Source organism: Nocardiopsis akebiae, from assembly GCF_018316795.1.
Classification (GTDB): Bacteria; Actinomycetota; Actinomycetes; order Streptosporangiales; family Streptosporangiaceae; genus Nocardiopsis; species Nocardiopsis dassonvillei.
Genome location: NZ_CP074132.1, coordinates 862754 through 878899, shown reverse-complemented (window position 1 = coordinate 878899; position 16146 = coordinate 862754). Strand labels below are relative to the sequence as shown.

General features: G+C 70.6%; 20 protein-coding genes. 4 read left to right on the top strand and 16 right to left on the bottom strand.

From position 1 onward, the window contains the following. Positions 1 to 33: 33 nt before the first annotated feature. The 15 genes from KGD83_RS03770 to KGD83_RS03700 all read right to left on the bottom strand — a co-directional run bounded on the left by KGD83_RS03770 (position 34) and on the right by KGD83_RS03700 (position 9797). Positions 34 to 459, bottom strand: a complete 426-nt coding sequence (locus tag KGD83_RS03770; RefSeq protein WP_212642537.1) for a pilus assembly protein TadG-related protein — start codon at positions 457 to 459, stop codon at positions 34 to 36. After that, positions 459 to 941, bottom strand: a complete 483-nt coding sequence (locus KGD83_RS03765) for a TadE/TadG family type IV pilus assembly protein (protein ID WP_249352121.1) — start codon at positions 939 to 941, stop codon at positions 459 to 461. The genes KGD83_RS03770 and KGD83_RS03765 overlap by 1 nt, the downstream gene beginning before the upstream one ends. Beyond that, positions 938 to 1279: a TadE family protein gene (locus KGD83_RS03760; RefSeq protein ID WP_256448860.1), complete on the bottom strand. Its 342-nt coding sequence runs from the start codon at positions 1277 to 1279 to the stop codon at positions 938 to 940. The genes KGD83_RS03765 and KGD83_RS03760 overlap by 4 nt, the downstream gene beginning before the upstream one ends. Positions 1280 to 1428: 149 nt before the next feature. Beyond that, on the bottom strand, positions 1429 to 1632 hold the full coding sequence (locus KGD83_RS03755; protein ID WP_212642535.1) for a hypothetical protein: 204 nt from the start codon (positions 1630 to 1632) through the stop codon (positions 1429 to 1431). Between the two features lie 192 nt (positions 1633 to 1824). Further along, positions 1825 to 2766: a type II secretion system F family protein gene (locus KGD83_RS03750; RefSeq protein ID WP_212642534.1), complete on the bottom strand. Its 942-nt coding sequence runs from the start codon at positions 2764 to 2766 to the stop codon at positions 1825 to 1827. Then, complete coding sequence (locus tag KGD83_RS03745; protein ID WP_212642533.1) at positions 2763 to 3608, bottom strand: type II secretion system F family protein; 846 nt, start codon at positions 3606 to 3608, stop codon at positions 2763 to 2765. The genes KGD83_RS03750 and KGD83_RS03745 overlap by 4 nt, the downstream gene beginning before the upstream one ends. After that, entirely contained in the window at positions 3605 to 4930 is a 1326-nt protein-coding gene (locus KGD83_RS03740) for a CpaF family protein (protein WP_212642532.1), read from the bottom strand. The genes KGD83_RS03745 and KGD83_RS03740 overlap by 4 nt, the downstream gene beginning before the upstream one ends. Then, positions 4927 to 5754 carry a hypothetical protein gene (locus KGD83_RS03735; protein WP_212642531.1) on the bottom strand — a complete coding sequence of 276 codons (828 nt, stop codon included), beginning with the start codon at positions 5752 to 5754 and terminating at the stop codon, positions 4927 to 4929. The genes KGD83_RS03740 and KGD83_RS03735 overlap by 4 nt, the downstream gene beginning before the upstream one ends. A 30-nt stretch (positions 5755 to 5784) precedes the next feature. Further along, positions 5785 to 6402 (bottom strand): SAF domain-containing protein, encoded by a 618-nt coding sequence (locus tag KGD83_RS03730; RefSeq protein ID WP_212642530.1) that lies wholly within the window; start codon positions 6400 to 6402, stop codon positions 5785 to 5787. 43 nt (positions 6403 to 6445) lie between these two features. Then, positions 6446 to 7000: a hypothetical protein gene (locus tag KGD83_RS03725; RefSeq protein ID WP_249352388.1), complete on the bottom strand. Its 555-nt coding sequence runs from the start codon at positions 6998 to 7000 to the stop codon at positions 6446 to 6448. A gap of 230 nt (positions 7001 to 7230) precedes the next feature. Next, the gene (locus KGD83_RS03720; protein ID WP_249352119.1) at positions 7231 to 7719 is read right to left on the bottom strand and encodes a hypothetical protein; all 489 of its coding nucleotides are present in this window, start codon (positions 7717 to 7719) and stop codon (positions 7231 to 7233) included. A gap of 295 nt (positions 7720 to 8014) precedes the next feature. After that, positions 8015 to 8539 (bottom strand): ATP-binding protein, encoded by a 525-nt coding sequence (locus KGD83_RS03715; RefSeq protein ID WP_249352117.1) that lies wholly within the window; start codon positions 8537 to 8539, stop codon positions 8015 to 8017. A 5-nt stretch (positions 8540 to 8544) separates the two neighbouring features. After that, the gene (locus KGD83_RS03710; protein ID WP_212642527.1) at positions 8545 to 9042 is read right to left on the bottom strand and encodes a hypothetical protein; all 498 of its coding nucleotides are present in this window, start codon (positions 9040 to 9042) and stop codon (positions 8545 to 8547) included. A gap of 130 nt (positions 9043 to 9172) precedes the next feature. Beyond that, positions 9173 to 9394, bottom strand: a complete 222-nt coding sequence (locus tag KGD83_RS03705; RefSeq protein ID WP_212642526.1) for a hypothetical protein — start codon at positions 9392 to 9394, stop codon at positions 9173 to 9175. Between the two features lie 10 nt (positions 9395 to 9404). After that, a complete protein-coding gene (locus tag KGD83_RS03700; RefSeq protein WP_378667362.1) occupies positions 9405 to 9797 on the bottom strand; it encodes an ATP-binding protein in 393 nt (130 codons plus the stop codon). A 472-nt stretch (positions 9798 to 10269) separates the two neighbouring features. Between KGD83_RS03700 and KGD83_RS03695 the strand changes: the two genes are divergently transcribed. From KGD83_RS03695 to gltX, 3 genes are all read left to right on the top strand, one after another. Continuing rightward, complete coding sequence (locus KGD83_RS03695) at positions 10270 to 11124, top strand: helix-turn-helix domain-containing protein (protein WP_212642524.1); 855 nt, start codon at positions 10270 to 10272, stop codon at positions 11122 to 11124. After that, positions 11121 to 11510 carry a DUF397 domain-containing protein gene (locus KGD83_RS03690; protein WP_249352115.1) on the top strand — a complete coding sequence of 130 codons (390 nt, stop codon included), beginning with the start codon at positions 11121 to 11123 and terminating at the stop codon, positions 11508 to 11510. The genes KGD83_RS03695 and KGD83_RS03690 overlap by 4 nt, the downstream gene beginning before the upstream one ends. 77 nt (positions 11511 to 11587) lie before the next feature. After that, the gene (gltX, locus tag KGD83_RS03685) at positions 11588 to 13003 is read left to right on the top strand and encodes a glutamate--tRNA ligase (protein WP_212642523.1); all 1416 of its coding nucleotides are present in this window, start codon (positions 11588 to 11590) and stop codon (positions 13001 to 13003) included. A 190-nt stretch (positions 13004 to 13193) separates the two neighbouring features. Here gltX and fxlM read toward each other — a convergent pair whose 3' ends face one another. Continuing rightward, positions 13194 to 14453 (bottom strand): methyltransferase, FxLD system, encoded by a 1260-nt coding sequence (gene fxlM / locus KGD83_RS03680; RefSeq protein ID WP_212642522.1) that lies wholly within the window; start codon positions 14451 to 14453, stop codon positions 13194 to 13196. Positions 14454 to 14797: 344 nt separating this feature from the next. Between fxlM and hisS the strand changes: the two genes are divergently transcribed. Next, complete coding sequence (gene hisS / locus KGD83_RS03675; protein WP_212642521.1) at positions 14798 to 16048, top strand: histidine--tRNA ligase; 1251 nt, start codon at positions 14798 to 14800, stop codon at positions 16046 to 16048. Positions 16049 to 16146: the final 98 nt, after the last annotated feature.

Here is a 16146-nt window from a genome sequence, read left to right as displayed (position 1 = left end):
TCGTCCCCTCTTCCAGCGTTGTCCCTCGGCGTCTCAGGGGGTCGGGGTGTGCGCGGTCGCGGTGGCGCGGGAGGCGATCTCGACCTCTCCGAGCACCGCGAGCACGGTCGGGCGGTAGGTGGTCGTGACGGTGACCGTGACTTCGTCGGCGCTGACAACCACGTCCACGGCCGCGGCCGCGTTCGTGCCAGCCTGCGCGTTCGCCCCCGCACCCGCGCTCGCGAGCCGGGCGTGGTCCCGGGCCGCGCCGCGCGCCTCGTCGCGGTCGAGGGCGAGGGTGCCGGTGCGCAGCAGGTCAGCGTCCAGGTGCTGGGCTCCGGCCCGGGCGGCCTCGTGGGCGAGGGTGGTGGTCCGGGTCTTGGCGCGAAGCATCTGGGCGCCGTCGTGGACCAGGCCGAGGCAGGCCAGGAGGGTCGCGGCGATGGCGACAACGAACGCGCTCGGGCTGCCTCCGCCCATCAGGGCTCCTGCTCTCGGTGGACGTCCAGGACGGAGACGGCGGTCCCGGTGACGGTGCGCCGTTCGCTGACCTCCAGGATCCGCAGGTCGTCGCGGTGCACGGTGCACTCGACCTCGGCCCGCATCGCGCGCAGGTTCCCTTCGGTGGTCGGTCGCAACCGCACGGCGGGTTCCTGGCAGGCGCGTCCCCAGCCGCCCACGCTCGCGGCGACGGCCTGCTCAGCGGCGTTTCGGGCCTCGTTTCGGTCGGTGTGCAGGGAGGCGGAGCGGGCGGCGGCGTGGGCGAGGGCGTCGGCTGCCAGTGCCGCGGTGTAGTTGCGGCCGGTCAGGGCGAGCAGAAGGAGGAAGGCCAGTACGACGGGGACGATGAGGACCAGTTCGACCGACGCACTCCCCCGGTCCCGTTCCCGCTTCAGGTCTCGATCCCGGCCCGGCTGCCGCCCCGAATCCCGGTCCCGAACCCGCTCACGAGGCGCTGTCACCGGGCCGCTCCGTCGACGTGCTCCGTGGGTCCGGACAGGGTCGTGCTGACGGACGGGTTCCAGCCGGGGACCAGGCTGATCGCGGTGCCGTCCACGCTGGTGCTGGTGGTGGCGTCGCCCCGTTCCACCCGGACTTGGACGTCCCGCAGGATGGTGCCGCCCATGTCCTCGGCCATGGCGTGTCCCCGTGCTCGTCCCTCTCCGGCGCTGCTGCCGAAGGCCCGTGCCGCGGCGAGCGCCTCGGTGGCCACGGCCTGGGCGCGGTGGTGGGCGTGCGTCCAGAGGCCGTACTGCAGGATGCCCAGCAGCATCAGGAACATCAGCGGGATGACGAACAGGGTGTCCGCGCCGCCTCTGTCGTCCCGGCCTCCACGGGCACCCCTGGGGTTCCAGAACTCCCGATGGTCCCGACTACCCCAGACAGCCCGGTGCTTCCAGGCGTCCGAGCGGCCCCGACCGCCCCTGCCGTCCCGCCTCGGCCGGTTCCTCACGGTGTGACGCCCAGGTCGACGGACTGGGCGCTCTCGATGATCCTCGGGGTGAGGATGCCGCCGACCGCCGTGGCGATGCCGATGGCGACGACGAGCATGAGCACGTACTCGGTGGTGGTCGAACCCCGGTCCGCTGCGCGACCGTGGCGGCGCGTGCCGAGGACGAGTGCGGGGAGGGCGCGGCGCAGGGCCTGGCGCATGTGGTTGCCCCTTTTCTGGGTGGCCGGTGCCTGCGGGCCGGTGTCTGTGTGCCGGTGGTGGCCGCTGGCAGGTGGCTGGCGTTCGGTGGTCGGTGACTGGACGCCCGCTGAAAGCGGACGACGGACGGCGGACGGCGGACGGCGAATGGTGGACAGCGAACGGCTGGCGCGTCTCGGATATCGGGCCTTTGCTCAGAACCCGCTGGTCACGTGCGTGACGGCGGGGTATCCCATGAGCAGCAGGAAGCCGAGCACCAGCAGCATGACCGGCAGGGTCATCCGTTCGGTGGCCTCGTGTGCCTGCGCTTCCAGAGCGGCGAGGCGGTGGGTGCGCAGGGCGGCGGCCTTGGCGCAGACCGAGGCGCGCACCCGGGCGCCGTCGGTTCCGGCGATGCGGATGGAGGAGGCGAGTTCGTCCAGTTCGCGTACGCCGGTCCGCTCTGCGAGATCGGAGAGGGCGTCCCAGGGTGGTCGGGTGCGCAGGTTGGCCTCGTGCAGGCAGCGCCGGATCAGGTCGAAGGCCGGCCCGTTCCCGCGCCGGGTGGCGGAAGTGAGAGCTCCGGTGACCCCCGATCCTCCGGCCAAGGCGACTCCGACGAGGTCGGCGATGACCGAGGTGACCGCGCCCAGCCGGGCGCGGCTCCGGGCCGCCCTGTGGCGGAGCACGAGTCCGGGCGCGACCAGACTCAACCCCAGGCAGGACGTGCCGAGCCCCAGTGCGGCGGTGAGCGGCATCGGTGACGCGGGCGGCACGGCGGTGGCCAGCAGGGACAGGAACAGGGTGGCTCCGGCGAACGCGGACACGGTCGTCTCGGCTCCGTGGCGGTCGGTGTCGATGCCGCACACGGCCAGGTCGCGCCGGGTTCGGGGGCCGGGCCAGCCGAACCGGGCCAGCACTCCCCCTCCGGCCCGCGCTGCGTTCGCGGCGGCACCCACGATCCCGGTGGCCCCTGTTCCCTTCCTCTGCCCCGCCCGCCCCCACGCGCGTTCCCCTTCCCTCCGCTGAACCCCTTCCTGTTCCAGGTCCGGCGGCGGAAGGAGGTCGGCCAGATCGGGGCGACTCAGCACCCGCGCCGTCCACCACAGTCCGGCTCCCACCGCGGCCCCGCCCAGGGCCGCCGCGAACACGCTCATACGCGTTCCTCCTGATCGTGGACGGACAGCACGCGTTCGGTGCGCGGCGGGGCGGACAGGCGGGTCAGCCACCACAGCGCTGTCGCCCACACGGTTCCGACTAGTGCGAGCACGAGTTGGCCGGTGGTCGAGCCGAGCGGGGCGAAGTAGGGGCCGTTGAGGGCGGCCATGCCGATGACCATGGCGAGGGAGGCGGCGGTGATGATGCGGACGGAGGTGCGGGTGCGTGCCCGGGAGGTGGAGGTGCGCACGAGCATGGACGCGCGGTCGCGCGCCGCTTCGGCCAGGCTGCCCAGGAGGGTGCCCAGGTCGGCGGCGTGCCGGTGGGCGGCCATGGACAGCGCGGCGGCCACCAGGTCGGCGGTCTCGTTGTCGACGCGGTGGGCGAAGGCGGTGAGGGCGTCCTCCAGGTCGTTGCCCGCGGTCAGGTCCGCGGCCAGGCCCTGCACGTCGCCGCGCACGGCCTCGGGTGCGATGGCACAGGAGGTCCAGATGGCCTGGCGGAGCCCGGAGGAGGCGGTGATGAGGTCGCGCAGCTGTTCGGTCCAGCCCGCGACGGCCTCGATGCGGGCGATCTCGGCGGCGGTGGCCCGGTCGGGTCCCAGGACGGCGGGCAGCCACAAGGCGGCAGCGGCGGCCAGGGCCGCGGCAACGGGCCAGCCGGTGACGCCCCAGGCGAGCATGCCCGAGCCGAGGGCGGCGACCGCCCGGAACACAGTGTCGCGGCGCACGCTGACCCGCGAGCGCAGGAACCCGGGGGCGGCGGTGAGCGCGGGCCAGAGCAGCACCAGGCCCAGGCCGACCGCGGCGCCGCCCAGGCTGGCGGCCAGGACGGTGGTCACCGCGCGTCCTCGAACAGGCTGGCCGGGTCGAAGCCGACGCGGGCGAGCTTGCGGGTGTACTGCGGGCTCAGCGGGGTGGTGAACCCGCCGTGTTCGCGGGCGTAGACCTCGTTGGTGACCACCCGGGGCCCGTCGACGCCGACGATCTCGCGGATGCTGCTGACACGGCCGCCGCCGTGCTCGTCGGTGTCGATGTGCACGGCCAAGTGGACGGCGGAGGAGATGAGGACGCCGCTCTCCTCCAGGGTCAGGCGTTCGCTGGCCTGGTTGGCGTAGGTGGCGAGCTTGGTGAGGATCTGCGCCGAGGAGGAGGCGTGCACGGTGGCCATGCAACCGTCGGTGCCCATGGTCATGGCGTGCAGGAGCGCGACAGTCTCCTGCCCGCGGGTCTCGCCGACGATGACCCGGTCCGGGGACATGCGCAGCGCGTGGCGGACCAGGTCGGCCAGGGTGATCTCCCCGGCGCCCTCGGTGTTGGGCGGCCTGCCCTGGAGGGCGAGGCAGTTGAGGTCCTCGTCGGCGTCCAGCCTGAGCTCGAAGGCGTCCTCGACGGTGATGACGCGTTCGACGGGCGGGATGTGGCGGGCCAGGGCGCGCAGCAGTGTGGTCTTTCCCGAGCCGGTGGCGCCGCCGATGACGAGGTTGAGCCGGGCGCGCACGGCCGCGGTGAGCAGGGAGCGCACGGGGCGGGTGAGCATGCCCGAGGCGGTGAGGTCGGACAGGGTGAGTTCGCGTTCGGGGTGGCGGCGGATGGTGACGGCCGGGCGCCGGGAGACGCCCATGACGGCGGACAGGCGCGCGCCGCCGGTGAGTTCCATGCTCAGCAGGGGCGCGGAGGCGTCGAAGCGCCGTTCTCCGCCGGGGGCCTGTCCGGCCAGGCGCCGGACGAGGGCGACGAGTTCCTCGTCGGTGGAGGTGACGGGCGCGCGTTCCTCGCGGCGGCCGTCGCCGAGGTCGACCCAGACGCGGGTGCCGTTGATGTGGATGTCGCGCACGCCGGGTTCGCCGAGCAGGAGTTCGAGGGGACCGAGTCCGCAGACCTGGGCCAGGGCCCGGGCGCGGACCCACTCCTCCTCGGGGCCGGTCAGGGCGCGGGCGGCTCCGGTGAGGGCGCGGCAGGCGTACTCCTCCAGCAGGGCGGCGAGCAGCGCGTCCGCGCGTTCGCGCCGGGCGCGGTGGCCGTCGCGCGCCGGGGCGTCGGCTTCCTGGCGGACCAGGGTGTCGGTGACGCGGTCGGCCAGCCGGGCGGCGGTCTCGGCCAGGTGCGGTGCGACGCGGTGGCCGCTCGGGGCGGCCACGCGGGAGGTGTCGGAGACGCTCACGCGGCGAACGCCTCCTCGAAGCGGCGCAGGGTCGCGGCGGCGTCCACCAGGTCGTCGACCCGGTCGGCCAGGCCGCGGGCTGCGGCCAGGAGCGGCATCCACTCGACGCCGTCGGGGTTGTGGCGGGTGTGCGACCAGGCGGCCACGCGTTCGCGCAGACTCCGCGGGCGGGAGTCCTCTCCGCGCAGGAAAGCCGCGCCGGTCGGGTCGTGCGGCAGTTGGGCCCACACCCGGCAGCCGGTCTGGGCGGTGATCTCACCGGCGGAGAAGCGGGAGCCGTGCACCGCCAGGCCGACCGCGGCGCCTTTGCCGGCCAGGGACTCCAGGACGTCACGGCAGCGCGAGACGCGGTGGATCTGCGCGGCGTCGTCTCCCGCGACGGTCAGCACCACGGCGTCGGACAGGGTGAGCAGATGCGCGCCCGCGCTCCCCGGGGCCACCCGGCCCAGGTCCAGAACGGTCAGCCCGCCCCGCAGGACGCGGGCGCGGTGGGCGAGCGCGGTCACCACGGCGGAGGCCTCGTGCGCCGTGGTCGGCGCAGCCAGGGCCCGCAGCCCTCCGGGGAGTTCGACGGCGTGCGCCAGCAGGGCGCGCCGGGATCCCTGCTCACCGTCCGGGTCGGAGGCGGCCCGGACCGATGCCGCGAGCGAGACCAGCCCGGGTCGGCCGACGAGCCGGTGCCACACGGCCAGGTCACCGCCGCTGGCGTCGGCCTCCACCAGTACCGGAACGGTGAGCGGGCCCGTGGGCCACACCGCCGCCAAGGCGGTCGCCAGGGTTGTGACCCCCGGAGCTCCCGAGAACGAACACACCGCGATGATCATGGTCTCCCCCTTGCGTCTTGCTCTGTCGTCCTACGGCTCGGCCATGAGCACCAGGCGCGTGCCCGGCTCGTCCACGGCCCGGGCCACCCCGGCCGCGTCCTCGTCCACCACCAGCAGCTCCACGACCCGCGCGTCCGCGGGTGCCTCCTCGTCCCCCGACGAGTGCAGGCGGGCGTGGAAGGGGTCGCCCTCCTCGGCGATCACCAGCAGCAGCGCGCCCTTGCCCGCGGACTCCGGCAGCATCCCCGGCCTGGTCTCCACCGCGACCACCGCCTGTCCCGGCGCGGGCCAGGAGGAGGTGTCGGCGATCATCGGGCCGGTGAGCACGGTTCCGGCCGGAATCGGTGCCGCAGCCCGGCCGCGCAGGGCCTCGGGAACCGTGACCAGGTCCAGCTCCTCCACACCGAACGCGGACACGACCCGGAGGTCGGCGATGTCGAGACCGTCACCGGCCTCCACGTCGTTGACGGCGACCAGGACCGTCGCGGGCTCCTCCTCGCGGGTAGCGGCCCAGGCGGCGACGACGCCGCCCAGGACCATGGCGGCGATCCCGGCGAAGGGCCGCTTCCAGCCACGGCGTCGGACGGCGGACAGCCGGGATTTCCCGGTCTTCCGGTCGCCTGAGTGGGGTTTGGTCAACGTCGTCACGCCCTGTGCTCCCGTCCCTGGTGCGTCGAGGTCCCTGCCGTGCTCAGCCGTCGGTGACCAGCGCGTGGACCTCGCGCACGCGGACGCTGTCGGAGGCGCTGGTCGTCAACGGGTCGAGGGTGCCTCCGCCGCCCGCGCTGGTGGTCCACTCCACCGTCCAGGACACCGTGGCGTTGACCGGGAAGCGGCTGTCGGGCTGGTTACGGGATGTGCGGGTGTAGGCGTGGCCGCAGTCGGGCGAGGGCTTCTGGGAGTCGTGGCGCGCGGGGTCGAACACGGTCCCGGGTCCGTCGCAGTAGAGCACCGTTCCGTCGCCCATGTCCCAGCGGAGCTGCTGCGGCACGGCGGTCACGGTGACCGAGCCCGCGGAGACGGAGGCGGTAGCGCTGACCGGTTCCCAGTCGGCGCCGTCCACCCACAGCCATACCGGGAAGTGCACGACCGTGTCCTCGGCAGGCGAGGAGGCCAGGGCGGGCGCGGGCAGACTCATGGAGGCCCGCGCCTGCTCAGCGGCCTCGCGCGGGTTGACGGTTTCCCCGCCGCCGAGGCCGGACCTGGTCGAGGCGACGCAGGTCCAGCCCGGTTCCGCCTGGTCCATCTCCACGCACGGGTCCTCGGCGGAGAGCACGGCGGTTGCGCCGCTGTCGGGTCGAGGTGCACCGCCTGAGGAGCCACCACTGTGCTGCCCGGATCCGGCGAAGGCGGAGCAACTACTTCCGTGGCAGGCGACGTCACCTTCGAAGTCCGGCCCCTTCGGGAGGGGGTCGGTCGGCGCCATGCCCACGAACAAGGGGAGCAGAGCACTGAGAACCAGAGCGTTGGCCGAGGTCAGCATGTCTCGGCCTCCCAGATCTGCATCTCGACGACCCACCAGTCGAAGACGTCGCGGTTCACACGGGCGTCCACCCGCACGTTGTCCGTACGGGGTGCTTCCTCTCCGACGACCTTCCAGTCCCCGGCGCCCTTGCAGTCCCTTAGGACGATGCTGGTCGGTTCTCCCTCGGGTTCGGCAGAGACCACCTCGGGGGCGAGAACCGGTTCGCCCTCCATGCCGTAACCGGCTTCTGCGACTCCCCGGACGCCCCGCTGCGCCAGTTCGAGCGCCTGGTCGACGGCGTACTTCTCCAGGTCCGGATGGTTCGGGTCCTTTTCTGCGGAGGCGAGAACGATCGCGTCCCAGAACCGCAGGTAGGTGTCGACGGCCTCTTCTTCCGGTGACTTCTCCGGAGCTTCCGTTCCAGACGGAATGGCTGAGGATTGAACGACCGGTTCGGCTGCCTCGTCCGCTTCCGCGGTACACCCTGTCAGGAGCAGCACGCCTGACAGGGACAACAGGAATCCACGCACCACAGAGGGCTCCCTGGAGTAATTTTCTTGTCACTCTCCGTGACAGAGATGAAGTTAGCCCCTCATCTGGCCTGCGCACAAGTGGTTACGGACGAACCTTCGGAGAAAAACTGTCGGTAAGCTCACGCCTCTTCGATGTCCAACTCGTCTACCTGCGGAAACACTCTCCAGTCGGCCAGCATCACCAGTAATACGGCTTCCATACATGACGGTGGGCGGCGCCCGTGACAGACGCCGCCCACTGCGACTCAGGTTCAGAGCCTGGTCAGCTGTTCATCACGAACCCCGGAAGCCCGAGGGGGCGTTCGCCGGGTGACACCGGAAAGGTCGCCCAGACTCCGAGGCCCAGACGGGCGCTGCCAGGTCCCACCGGGTAGTGACCCCATGCCTGGGCGAGGGAGTCGACGAGCATCAGGCCGCGCTGCCCATCGGCCCACGACCACTCGTCCTCCGACCGGTCGTGCGGGATTCGGGGAAGGCCGGTGCCGCCTCCTTCGTCCACCACGGCCAGCCACAGCGTGCGTTCGTCCAGGAGGGCGAGGGCCCGCAGGAACTCCCGGCCCTCGGGTGCGTACTTGACGGCGTTGGCGGCCAGTTCCGCCGCACACAGCAGCACGGTGTCCACCAGGTCGGGATCGAACCCCGCCAGATCGGCGCGCAGGTCGGCGCGGACCTGACGGGCCCGGGCCAGGTCCGAGCGGTAGGCGCGGTGCTCCCACCAGGTCGATGCCCGCCGGGGCGGGGACGGCATCGGTTCCGGAGCCGGGGCAGGAGTGAGGGTCGTCGTCATGGTGCTCACCCGACCCTGTCGAGGTAGACGCGGATGACGGCGGCCAGGTCCGCGAAGTCGTCGGGCTGCTCCTTCACGGGTTCGGCCAGCAGGTCACCGACCGGGACTCGTGGCAGCGGCGGCATGTAGGGGCGGACCAGCGTGCCAGCGGAATCGAGCGTGGAGGGAGCAGCCTCGTTTCCGGAACGAGGTCGGGGTGCCTGTGTGTGGCGGTCGCTCTGCCCATGCGGGAAGGTCTGGGTCGTCCTCGTGCGCCGCACCTGGTCGCCGGGGAGGCCTGTCAGCTCCTGAACAGGGCGTCGCTCAGCGGGTACGAGCGCGGGCGGCAGTTCTCGACGGTGGGGCGACGGCGTGATCGCGGTCCGCTCCGGCCCGGGGCGTCGGTGGCTCTGGGGGACGAACACGTAGGCCAGGGCGATGGCCAACACGGCGGCGGTCAGCGACCACACGCGCCCGGCCAGACTCTGGCGAGGCCTGCGGTGCCTGCCGATAGGGTGTTCCACGGTCTTCCTCCTGGTTAGGTCAGGTGGTTGATCGCGCCCCGGTCCGGTGGTCCTACGCACCGGTCGGGGCACCTCGTTTTCTGTTGTGTGCGCGGGTGTCATTGGCCCCGGGTGGGGTTGCGCTTCCCGCTCACGGTCGAAGGGATCGAAGTTCGCGCTCGGTGGCGCGGATGGCCGCGTCCAGCAGCTGCGGTGTGGCCGCGCTCAGCGGCGGAACACGATGCGGGCCGAGGTGGAAGGCGAAGAAGCGGCGCGAAGCCGGTCCCCAAAGCACCCACCAGCGTTCGTGGAGTTGTTCCAGCAGGCGGGCGGCCTCGTACTGGGTGGCGTCCTGGCTTCGGTCCCACGCCATGCCGGGCTACTCAGGCCGCGACGGCTTCGTCGGGGTCAGGGACGGGCGCGTAGGGGTCGATGTGCGCCCACACCGTCAGGGGCGTACCGGGCTCACCGTTCCAGCCCCACTCCACGGACAAACAATCCACGAGACGAAGACCCCGTCCGCACGCCGCCAGAGCGTCGACCTCCGATGACAGGCGCGGCAGGCAGACGGTGTGCCCCGGGCGCGGTCCGTCGTCGGTGACCGCGATACGGACGAGTCGGCCGGGCAGCGACTCCATCTCCACCCGAATGTGCCCGCACGCCTGGCCTGACGCCGAGTGAGTCAGCGCGTTGGTCGCCAGCTCGCTGGCCACCAACTCGATGCGCAGAGCGCGAAGCGGGTCCACGGATACGCCGTTACGACACCAAGCGCGCATCTGCCGCACCTGTGAGGGCAACGGGCCGAAGATCGCCACTCTCACGCCTCGGTTGCCGCTGGACACCCGTCGGGGTAGACCGCTTCCTCCCATAGCTGGGCTGCTGTCCTCGTCTTGCGTCCTCCGCTGCCGCGGTATGTCAAAGCTGCTCATCGTGACCTTCCAAGAGAAGGGATGGACTGGCGCCCGGCGCGGAAGGTACTGATCTCGCTCCGGCGTGAACCTGCATGCCGGGCGGCGTCTTACACACCTGGTTTCCCCAGGCGACGTCCATCACCGGCGGCGAGCTTCCGCCCGGCACCCATCACTGAGGGCGATCAACCAAACGCTCACTGATCTCATAATGCATTCCCGGAACTTTCCTGGCAAGTGCCCGGAAGGATCTGGGCATATCTGAGGGGGCCCAAGACTTATGGTGAGTGGGCGTGCCCACCGGTCATCGGAGCCGCGAGAACGGGATGAGAGGAACGACGTGGAAGCTCAGCGCAGCCCGGCTGCAGCGCGCCGCAAGCTCGGCGCCCACCTGCGCAAACTGCGTTCGGACGGGAAGCTGACCGGCGCTCGCGTCGCCTCGGACATCGGATGCGCGCCTTCTACGATCAGCAAGTTCGAGGGCGGAAGCCTCGTCCCTGACGCCGAACAGCTCGACAAGCTCCTGGACCTGTTCAGGGTGGAAGAGAGCGGTGAGAGGGAGTCACTACACCGACTCTTGGACGACGCTTCCGAAGCCGGTTGGTGGGAGGCCTACGACGAGGTCCTACCTCCCCGGTTCGACACCTATATCGGTCTTGAGCTCGACGCTGTGTCCGTGCACGCCTACGAGACCACGCTCGTCCATGGCCTGCTGGAGACCCGGGCGTACGCCAGCGCGGTTCTTCATGGAGCTACCTTCGGCAAGCCTCCGGAGGACATCGACCTCCTGGTCGACGTCCGGATGCGCCGCAAGGAGCTCTTCGACCGCGAACCGCCTCTACGCCTGTCGGTAGTGATGGAGGAAGCGGCCCTCATGAGGCCGATCGGTGGCACCGAGGTGATGCACGAGCAGATCCAGCACCTGATCGAGGAACAGGCGAAGCCCCACATCAGCATCCAGGTGCTCCCCTTCTCGCTGGGGGCACACGTCGGCTTGAACGGGAACGTCGCCCTCCTGGAGTTCCAGGACCAGCCCCCGGTCGCCCACGCGGAGGGCAGCACGGGCAACAGCTTCCTGCTCAAACCACGCGAAGTACGCCGCTGTAAGCTCCTGCTGAAGCGACTGGAAGAGATCGCGCTGAGTCCCGAAGACACCAGGGACTACCTCGCCAAAACCCTCAAGGAGCTGAAGTGAGTCGCCCCTCCCAGGAAGACCAGGTTCTGCCTACGGCATGGGTGAAGTCGAGTCTCAGCACCAACCCTCAAGGGTGTGTCCAGGTCAGGGTCCCGTATGTGGGCGCGATCGAGGTCGGTGACACCAAGAACCCCGCCGGGCCCACGCTCACCGTTCCTCACGCCGACTGGGAGTACTTCCTCGACCAGGTCGTGAGTGGCAGGACCGTCTTCAGACGCCTGCACGCCACGTTCCTCCCCGACGGCGGCTTCGCCCTCACCGACACCGCCATCCCCAATTCCCCCGCCCTGACCTACACCAAGGCGGAATGGGACGCCTTCCACGCGGGCGCCCTGGCCGGTGAACTGAGGGGCGAGCACCCACGCGGCGTCCTTGTCTCCGCGTAGACAACCCTGCCTTGGCCAACGGGGCGAATACGTGCTTCAGCCCTGTGGCGCCAAGGCTTCACGCTAGGCTCTGGGCCGTGACTGACACCTCGATCCGCACCAGGTTCGCTCCCTCCCCGACCGGCATGTTCCACGTGGGCAACGCCCGGTCCCTGCTGCTGAACTGGGTGGTCGCACGACAATCCGGCGGCACCATGGTGCTGCGGATCGAGGACACCGACGCCGCCCGCTCCCGTCCCGAATGGACCGAGGGCATCCTGGCCGCCATGGCCTGGCTGGGCGTGGACGCCACCCAGTACGAGGGCCCCTACTCCCAGACCGATTACGCCGACCAGCACACCGAAGCCGCCCAGCGCCTGCGCAAAGAAGGGCTGGCCTACTACTGCGACTGCACCCGCGAACAGGTCCAGGCCCGGCGCGACAACCCCAACCTGGGCTACGACGGGTTCTGCCGCGACCGCGGCCTGGAGGCTGGACCCGGGCGTGCTCTACGCTTCCGGATTCCCGAGGGCGGGCCCACGGTTGTGGAGGACCAGATCCGGGGGCGGGTGGAGTTCCCGCACGAGGCCCTGGAGGACTTCGTCATCGCCCGCGCCGACGGCACCGCCCTATTCGTGCTGGCCAACGTGGTCGACGACGTCGAGATGGGCATCACCCACGTCATCCGCGGTGAGGAGCACCTGTCCAACACTCCCAAGCAGCAGCTTTTGTGGGAGGCGCTCGGGCACACGCCGCCGGTGTGGGCGCACGCCCCGGTGCTGGTCAACGAGAAGCGCCAGAAGCTGTCCAAGCGCCGCGACAAGGTCGCCATGGAGTCCTACCAGGCCGAGGGCTTCCTCCCTGAGGCCATGGTCAACTACCTGATGCTGCTGGGGTGGGCGCCGGGTGAGGACCGCGAGATCATGCCGATCGAGGAGATGATTCCGCTCTTCGCGCTGTCGGATGTGAACTCCTCGCCCGCCTTCTTCGATGAGAAGAAGCTGCGCGCCTTCAACGGCGACTACATCCGCGCCCTGGACGTGGACGAGTTCGTCAAGCGCTGCGCCCCATACCTGGAGGGTGAGGACGTGCCGTGGCGGCGTGAGGACTTCGACCCGGGCGTCTTCGCCACGATCGCCCCGTTGGCGCAGAGCCGGGTGGCGGTGCTCAGCGAGATCGTGCCGAACGTGGACTTCCTGTTCCTGGACATGCCCGTCTTCGATGAAAAGAGCTGGGCCAAGGCCATGAAGCCCGGGATCGGCGCGGAGATGCTCACCGCCTCGATCACCGCCTTCTCCGATGAGTCCCTGACTTGGGACGCCGAGTCCTTGAAGGGAGCCCTTGAGCAGGCCAGGGCCGCTCAAGGGCTCAAGCTCGGCAAGGCTCAGGCGCCGGTGCGGGTCGCGGTCACCGGCCGCACGGTTGGCCTGCCGCTGTTCGAGTCGCTGGAACTGCTGGGCCGCGAGCGCACGCTGGAGCGACTGCGCGCGGCGCTGGAGCGGCTCAACGCCTGACGGGCCGAAGCCAGCCGCAGGGGCGCCAGATGCGGAGGGAAGACCTCCAGGAGTTTTGACGCCCGGGGCCAACTCCGCACACGCCGGTACCCCAACGCCGGTTCACCTCCGCGTGCGCGGAGCTCGGTGCGAGTCCCTTCCCTATCGGGGAAACCGTGCGGGTGGGCGCGTGCGCCCACCCGCACGAAGCTCACTTGCCGGGGTCAGCAGGCCAGTTCAGACCGTGGTCCTCCTCGCTCTGGTCCCACAGAGCCAGCAGACGGGTGTGGCGGGTGCGAATCACCCCGTTCGCAGACGGGAAGGCGGGGTGGGCCAGGAACCGAGGGCCGGGCCCGCCGCGGTGGTCGCGGTTCCAGCGACGGACGTGGTCGGCCATGGTGGCGGCCATGTCGGCGGCGTCGGGACCGTGCCCGCAGACCACGAACTCGTATGTGGCGGAGGCATCGGGTACCGCGGGGAGCAGCAGGTAGGCCAGTGAGGACCCGTCCCACATCGCCGGAAGCAGGGCCCGGTTCATAGGTCGGTAGCGGAAATCGTCGGCGGCACCGGTCAGGGTGGCGAAGTTCGGCAGCCCGGTGGCCATCCACATCTGCAGGGTTCCGAAGGGTTCCATGCCAGCGATACGGACCCCGGTGAACTGTTCGTGCGCGGGGAGGGCGAACACTTCGGGCAGGGCTTCGGGTGCAGGCACAGGGACGGCGTCAGTGGTCAGCTCGACCGTGTCGGTGACCGGCACAGTGGTGAGAGCGGGAACTCCCAGACCCTGCATCGGCACGAACCCCGCGTGGTTGCCGGTTTCGCCCAGCAGCAGCGCGCCGTGGCGGGTGAAGGCGTAGACGCGCTGGAAGCCCCGCACCCCCAGGGGGAGCACGAGGCGTCCGCCGTCGACGAGCTGCTCGGTCCAGGCCGGGGGTAGGTCGGTGGCGGCGGCCGTGACGATGATCCGGTCGTAGGGTGCGCCGCTGGGGTGGCCGTGTTCGGCGTCGCCGACGACCAGCTCCACGCGGTCGGCGTATCCGGCCTGGGTCAGGTGGGTGCGGGCGCGGTCGATGACCGCGGGGTCGATATCGATGGAGGTCACCGATCCGGCGGGTCCGACGACCTCAGCGGCCAGTGCGGCGTTGTAGCCGCCCGATCCGACCTCCAGCACCCGCATGCCGGGGCGGAGTCGGGCGCGTTCCAGCATCAGGGTCTGCACCCAGGTCGCTGAGACCGAGCTGGTGGCGGTGCCGTCGTCGGTGAAGCGGGTGCGCAGTACCGTCTCCGGGTCGTAGACCTCCTCCAGAGGAAACTCCGGAGCGAAGGCGTGGCGGGGCACGGTGCGCACCGCTCTGGTGACTGGTTCGGAGTGCAGGGCGTTGATGGCTCGCAGGCGAATGATCATGCGTTCGCGCAGCTCATCAACGCGGTCGGTGTCCGAAGCGGAGGCAGAGGTGTCGGAGGTCGTCACGCTGGCAGGCTAACCAGCCGTGCTCCCGCGCGTGGGGGTTTCCGATGAACCTGCGTGTGCGGCGTCCACCGGCTCTCTCACCGGCCTGTCTCCCAGCTGTGGCCGAATTGACCCGCAACCGCAGGACACCAGATGGTCACCGCCACGGAGAGCGGTGGTCACCGGCTCCAGGTCCAGACAAGACACCCAGTTACCCCCTCTGCACGGAACAACCCAACCGCGTGGCCATCGGCATGAAGTTTCCGCCCGCCCAGGTCCCCGAGTTCTCCCCAAACGTTCGGGAGTCCGGTTAGGTTGGGCTTCGGCAGTCGCCGTAGACCACACCATTTCTGAGGAGAGCGATCGTGGCCCAACGCCCGTCCCCCGTGCGGGGTATGCGCGATGTCCTGCCCGATGCCGCAGAGCGGCGTCAACGGCTGGAGGCCACCATCCATCATGAGTTCTCCCGGTTCGGGTACCGGCCGATCCAGACCCCCGCGCTGGAGGACCTGCGTTTCCTGGAGTCCGGGCAGGGCGGCGACAACGAGAAGCTGATCTTCAAGACCCTGCGCCGGGGCATCTCTCTGAACGAAGCCACCGACGTGGCGTCCCTTGCGGACGCTGGTCTGCGGTTCGACCTGACGGTGCCGCTGGCGCGCTTCTACGCCACCAATGCCCCCGAGCTGCCCTCTCCGTTCCGCGCGGTGCAGATCGGACCGGTGTGGCGCGCTGAGCGCCCCCAACGGGGCAGGTATCGGCAGTTCACCCAGTGCGACATCGACATCCTCGGTGAGGCCTCGCTCCTGGCGGAGATCGAACTGCTCAGCGCGGGTAGCCGCGCTCTGGCCGCGGTGGGGCTGGAGGAGTTCACGATCCGGCTCAACCACCGCCGTCTGCTCACCGGGCTGTTGACCGCGTGCGGGTTCGCGGACGAGACTCACGCGCACACGCTGATCGTGGTGGACAAGCTCGACAAGATCGGCGTGGAGGGGATCGAGCGCGAACTCGCCGAAGCGGGACACTCCCAGTCCGCGATCACCACCCTGGCGAAGGTTCTCGCCCAGGCCGAGGCAGCGACCACACCCGATCAGCTCGCCCAGGTGCTGCCCTCGGGGATGGACGGGGAACCGTTGGAGGAGCTACGTACGATCGCTTCCGCCGTGGTTCTGCCTGAGACAGCGCCCAAGGCGCGGCTGGTGATGGACCTGTCCCTGGTCCGTGGGATGGGCTACTACACCGGGCCGATCTTCGAGGTGGCCGCGCCCGGTCTAGGCTCCTCCATCGCCGGTGGCGGCCGATACGACGAAATGATCGGGCGGATCGGCGGCCAGCCGACCCCCGCCTGCGGGTTCAGTATCGGCTTCGAGCGCCTGGCCGAGGTCCTTACCCCTGCCTCCGAGCAGAGGGAGCAGCGTGTGGCGCTGCTCTGGCGCTCTGACCAGGGCCTGACACAGATCGCCGAACACGCCGACCGGCTACGGGCTCAGGGATATGTGGTGGAAACCGTACACGTCGCTGGCAAGGGCAAGGGCGTGTACAAACGGTTGGCCACCGCCGGATTCGATCTGGTGGCCCAGGCATTGGACGAGGCCGCGCCCCGTCCGCTGTCCCCGTGAGCCCATCCCGGCCCCGGTGGGGCGACCTTCCCGCAGCCGCACGCGAGAAGGTCGCCCGAGCCCTCGGCGAGGAGATCGTCAGCGAGCGCTCCCAGAGC

Excerpts from the sequence above, each read along its gene's own strand:
- KGD83_RS03770 (WP_212642537.1), bottom strand. The coding sequence starts at position 459 with ATGGGCGGAGGCAGCCCGAGCGCGTTCGTTGTCGCCATCGCCGCGACC.
- KGD83_RS03755 (WP_212642535.1), bottom strand. The coding sequence starts at position 1,632 with ATGCGCCAGGCCCTGCGCCGCGCCCTCCCCGCACTCGTCCTCGGCACG.
- KGD83_RS03750 (WP_212642534.1), bottom strand. The coding sequence starts at position 2,766 with ATGAGCGTGTTCGCGGCGGCCCTGGGCGGGGCCGCGGTGGGAGCCGGA.
- KGD83_RS03735 (WP_212642531.1), bottom strand. The coding sequence starts at position 5,754 with ATGATCATCGCGGTGTGTTCGTTCTCGGGAGCTCCGGGGGTCACAACC.
- KGD83_RS03725 (WP_249352388.1), bottom strand. The coding sequence starts at position 7,000 with ATGGACCAGGCGGAACCGGGCTGGACCTGCGTCGCCTCGACCAGGTCC.
- KGD83_RS03715 (WP_249352117.1), bottom strand. The coding sequence starts at position 8,539 with ATGACGACGACCCTCACTCCTGCCCCGGCTCCGGAACCGATGCCGTCC.
- KGD83_RS03705 (WP_212642526.1), bottom strand. The coding sequence starts at position 9,394 with ATGGCGTGGGACCGAAGCCAGGACGCCACCCAGTACGAGGCCGCCCGC.
- KGD83_RS03700 (WP_378667362.1), bottom strand. The coding sequence starts at position 9,797 with ATGCGCGCTTGGTGTCGTAACGGCGTATCCGTGGACCCGCTTCGCGCT.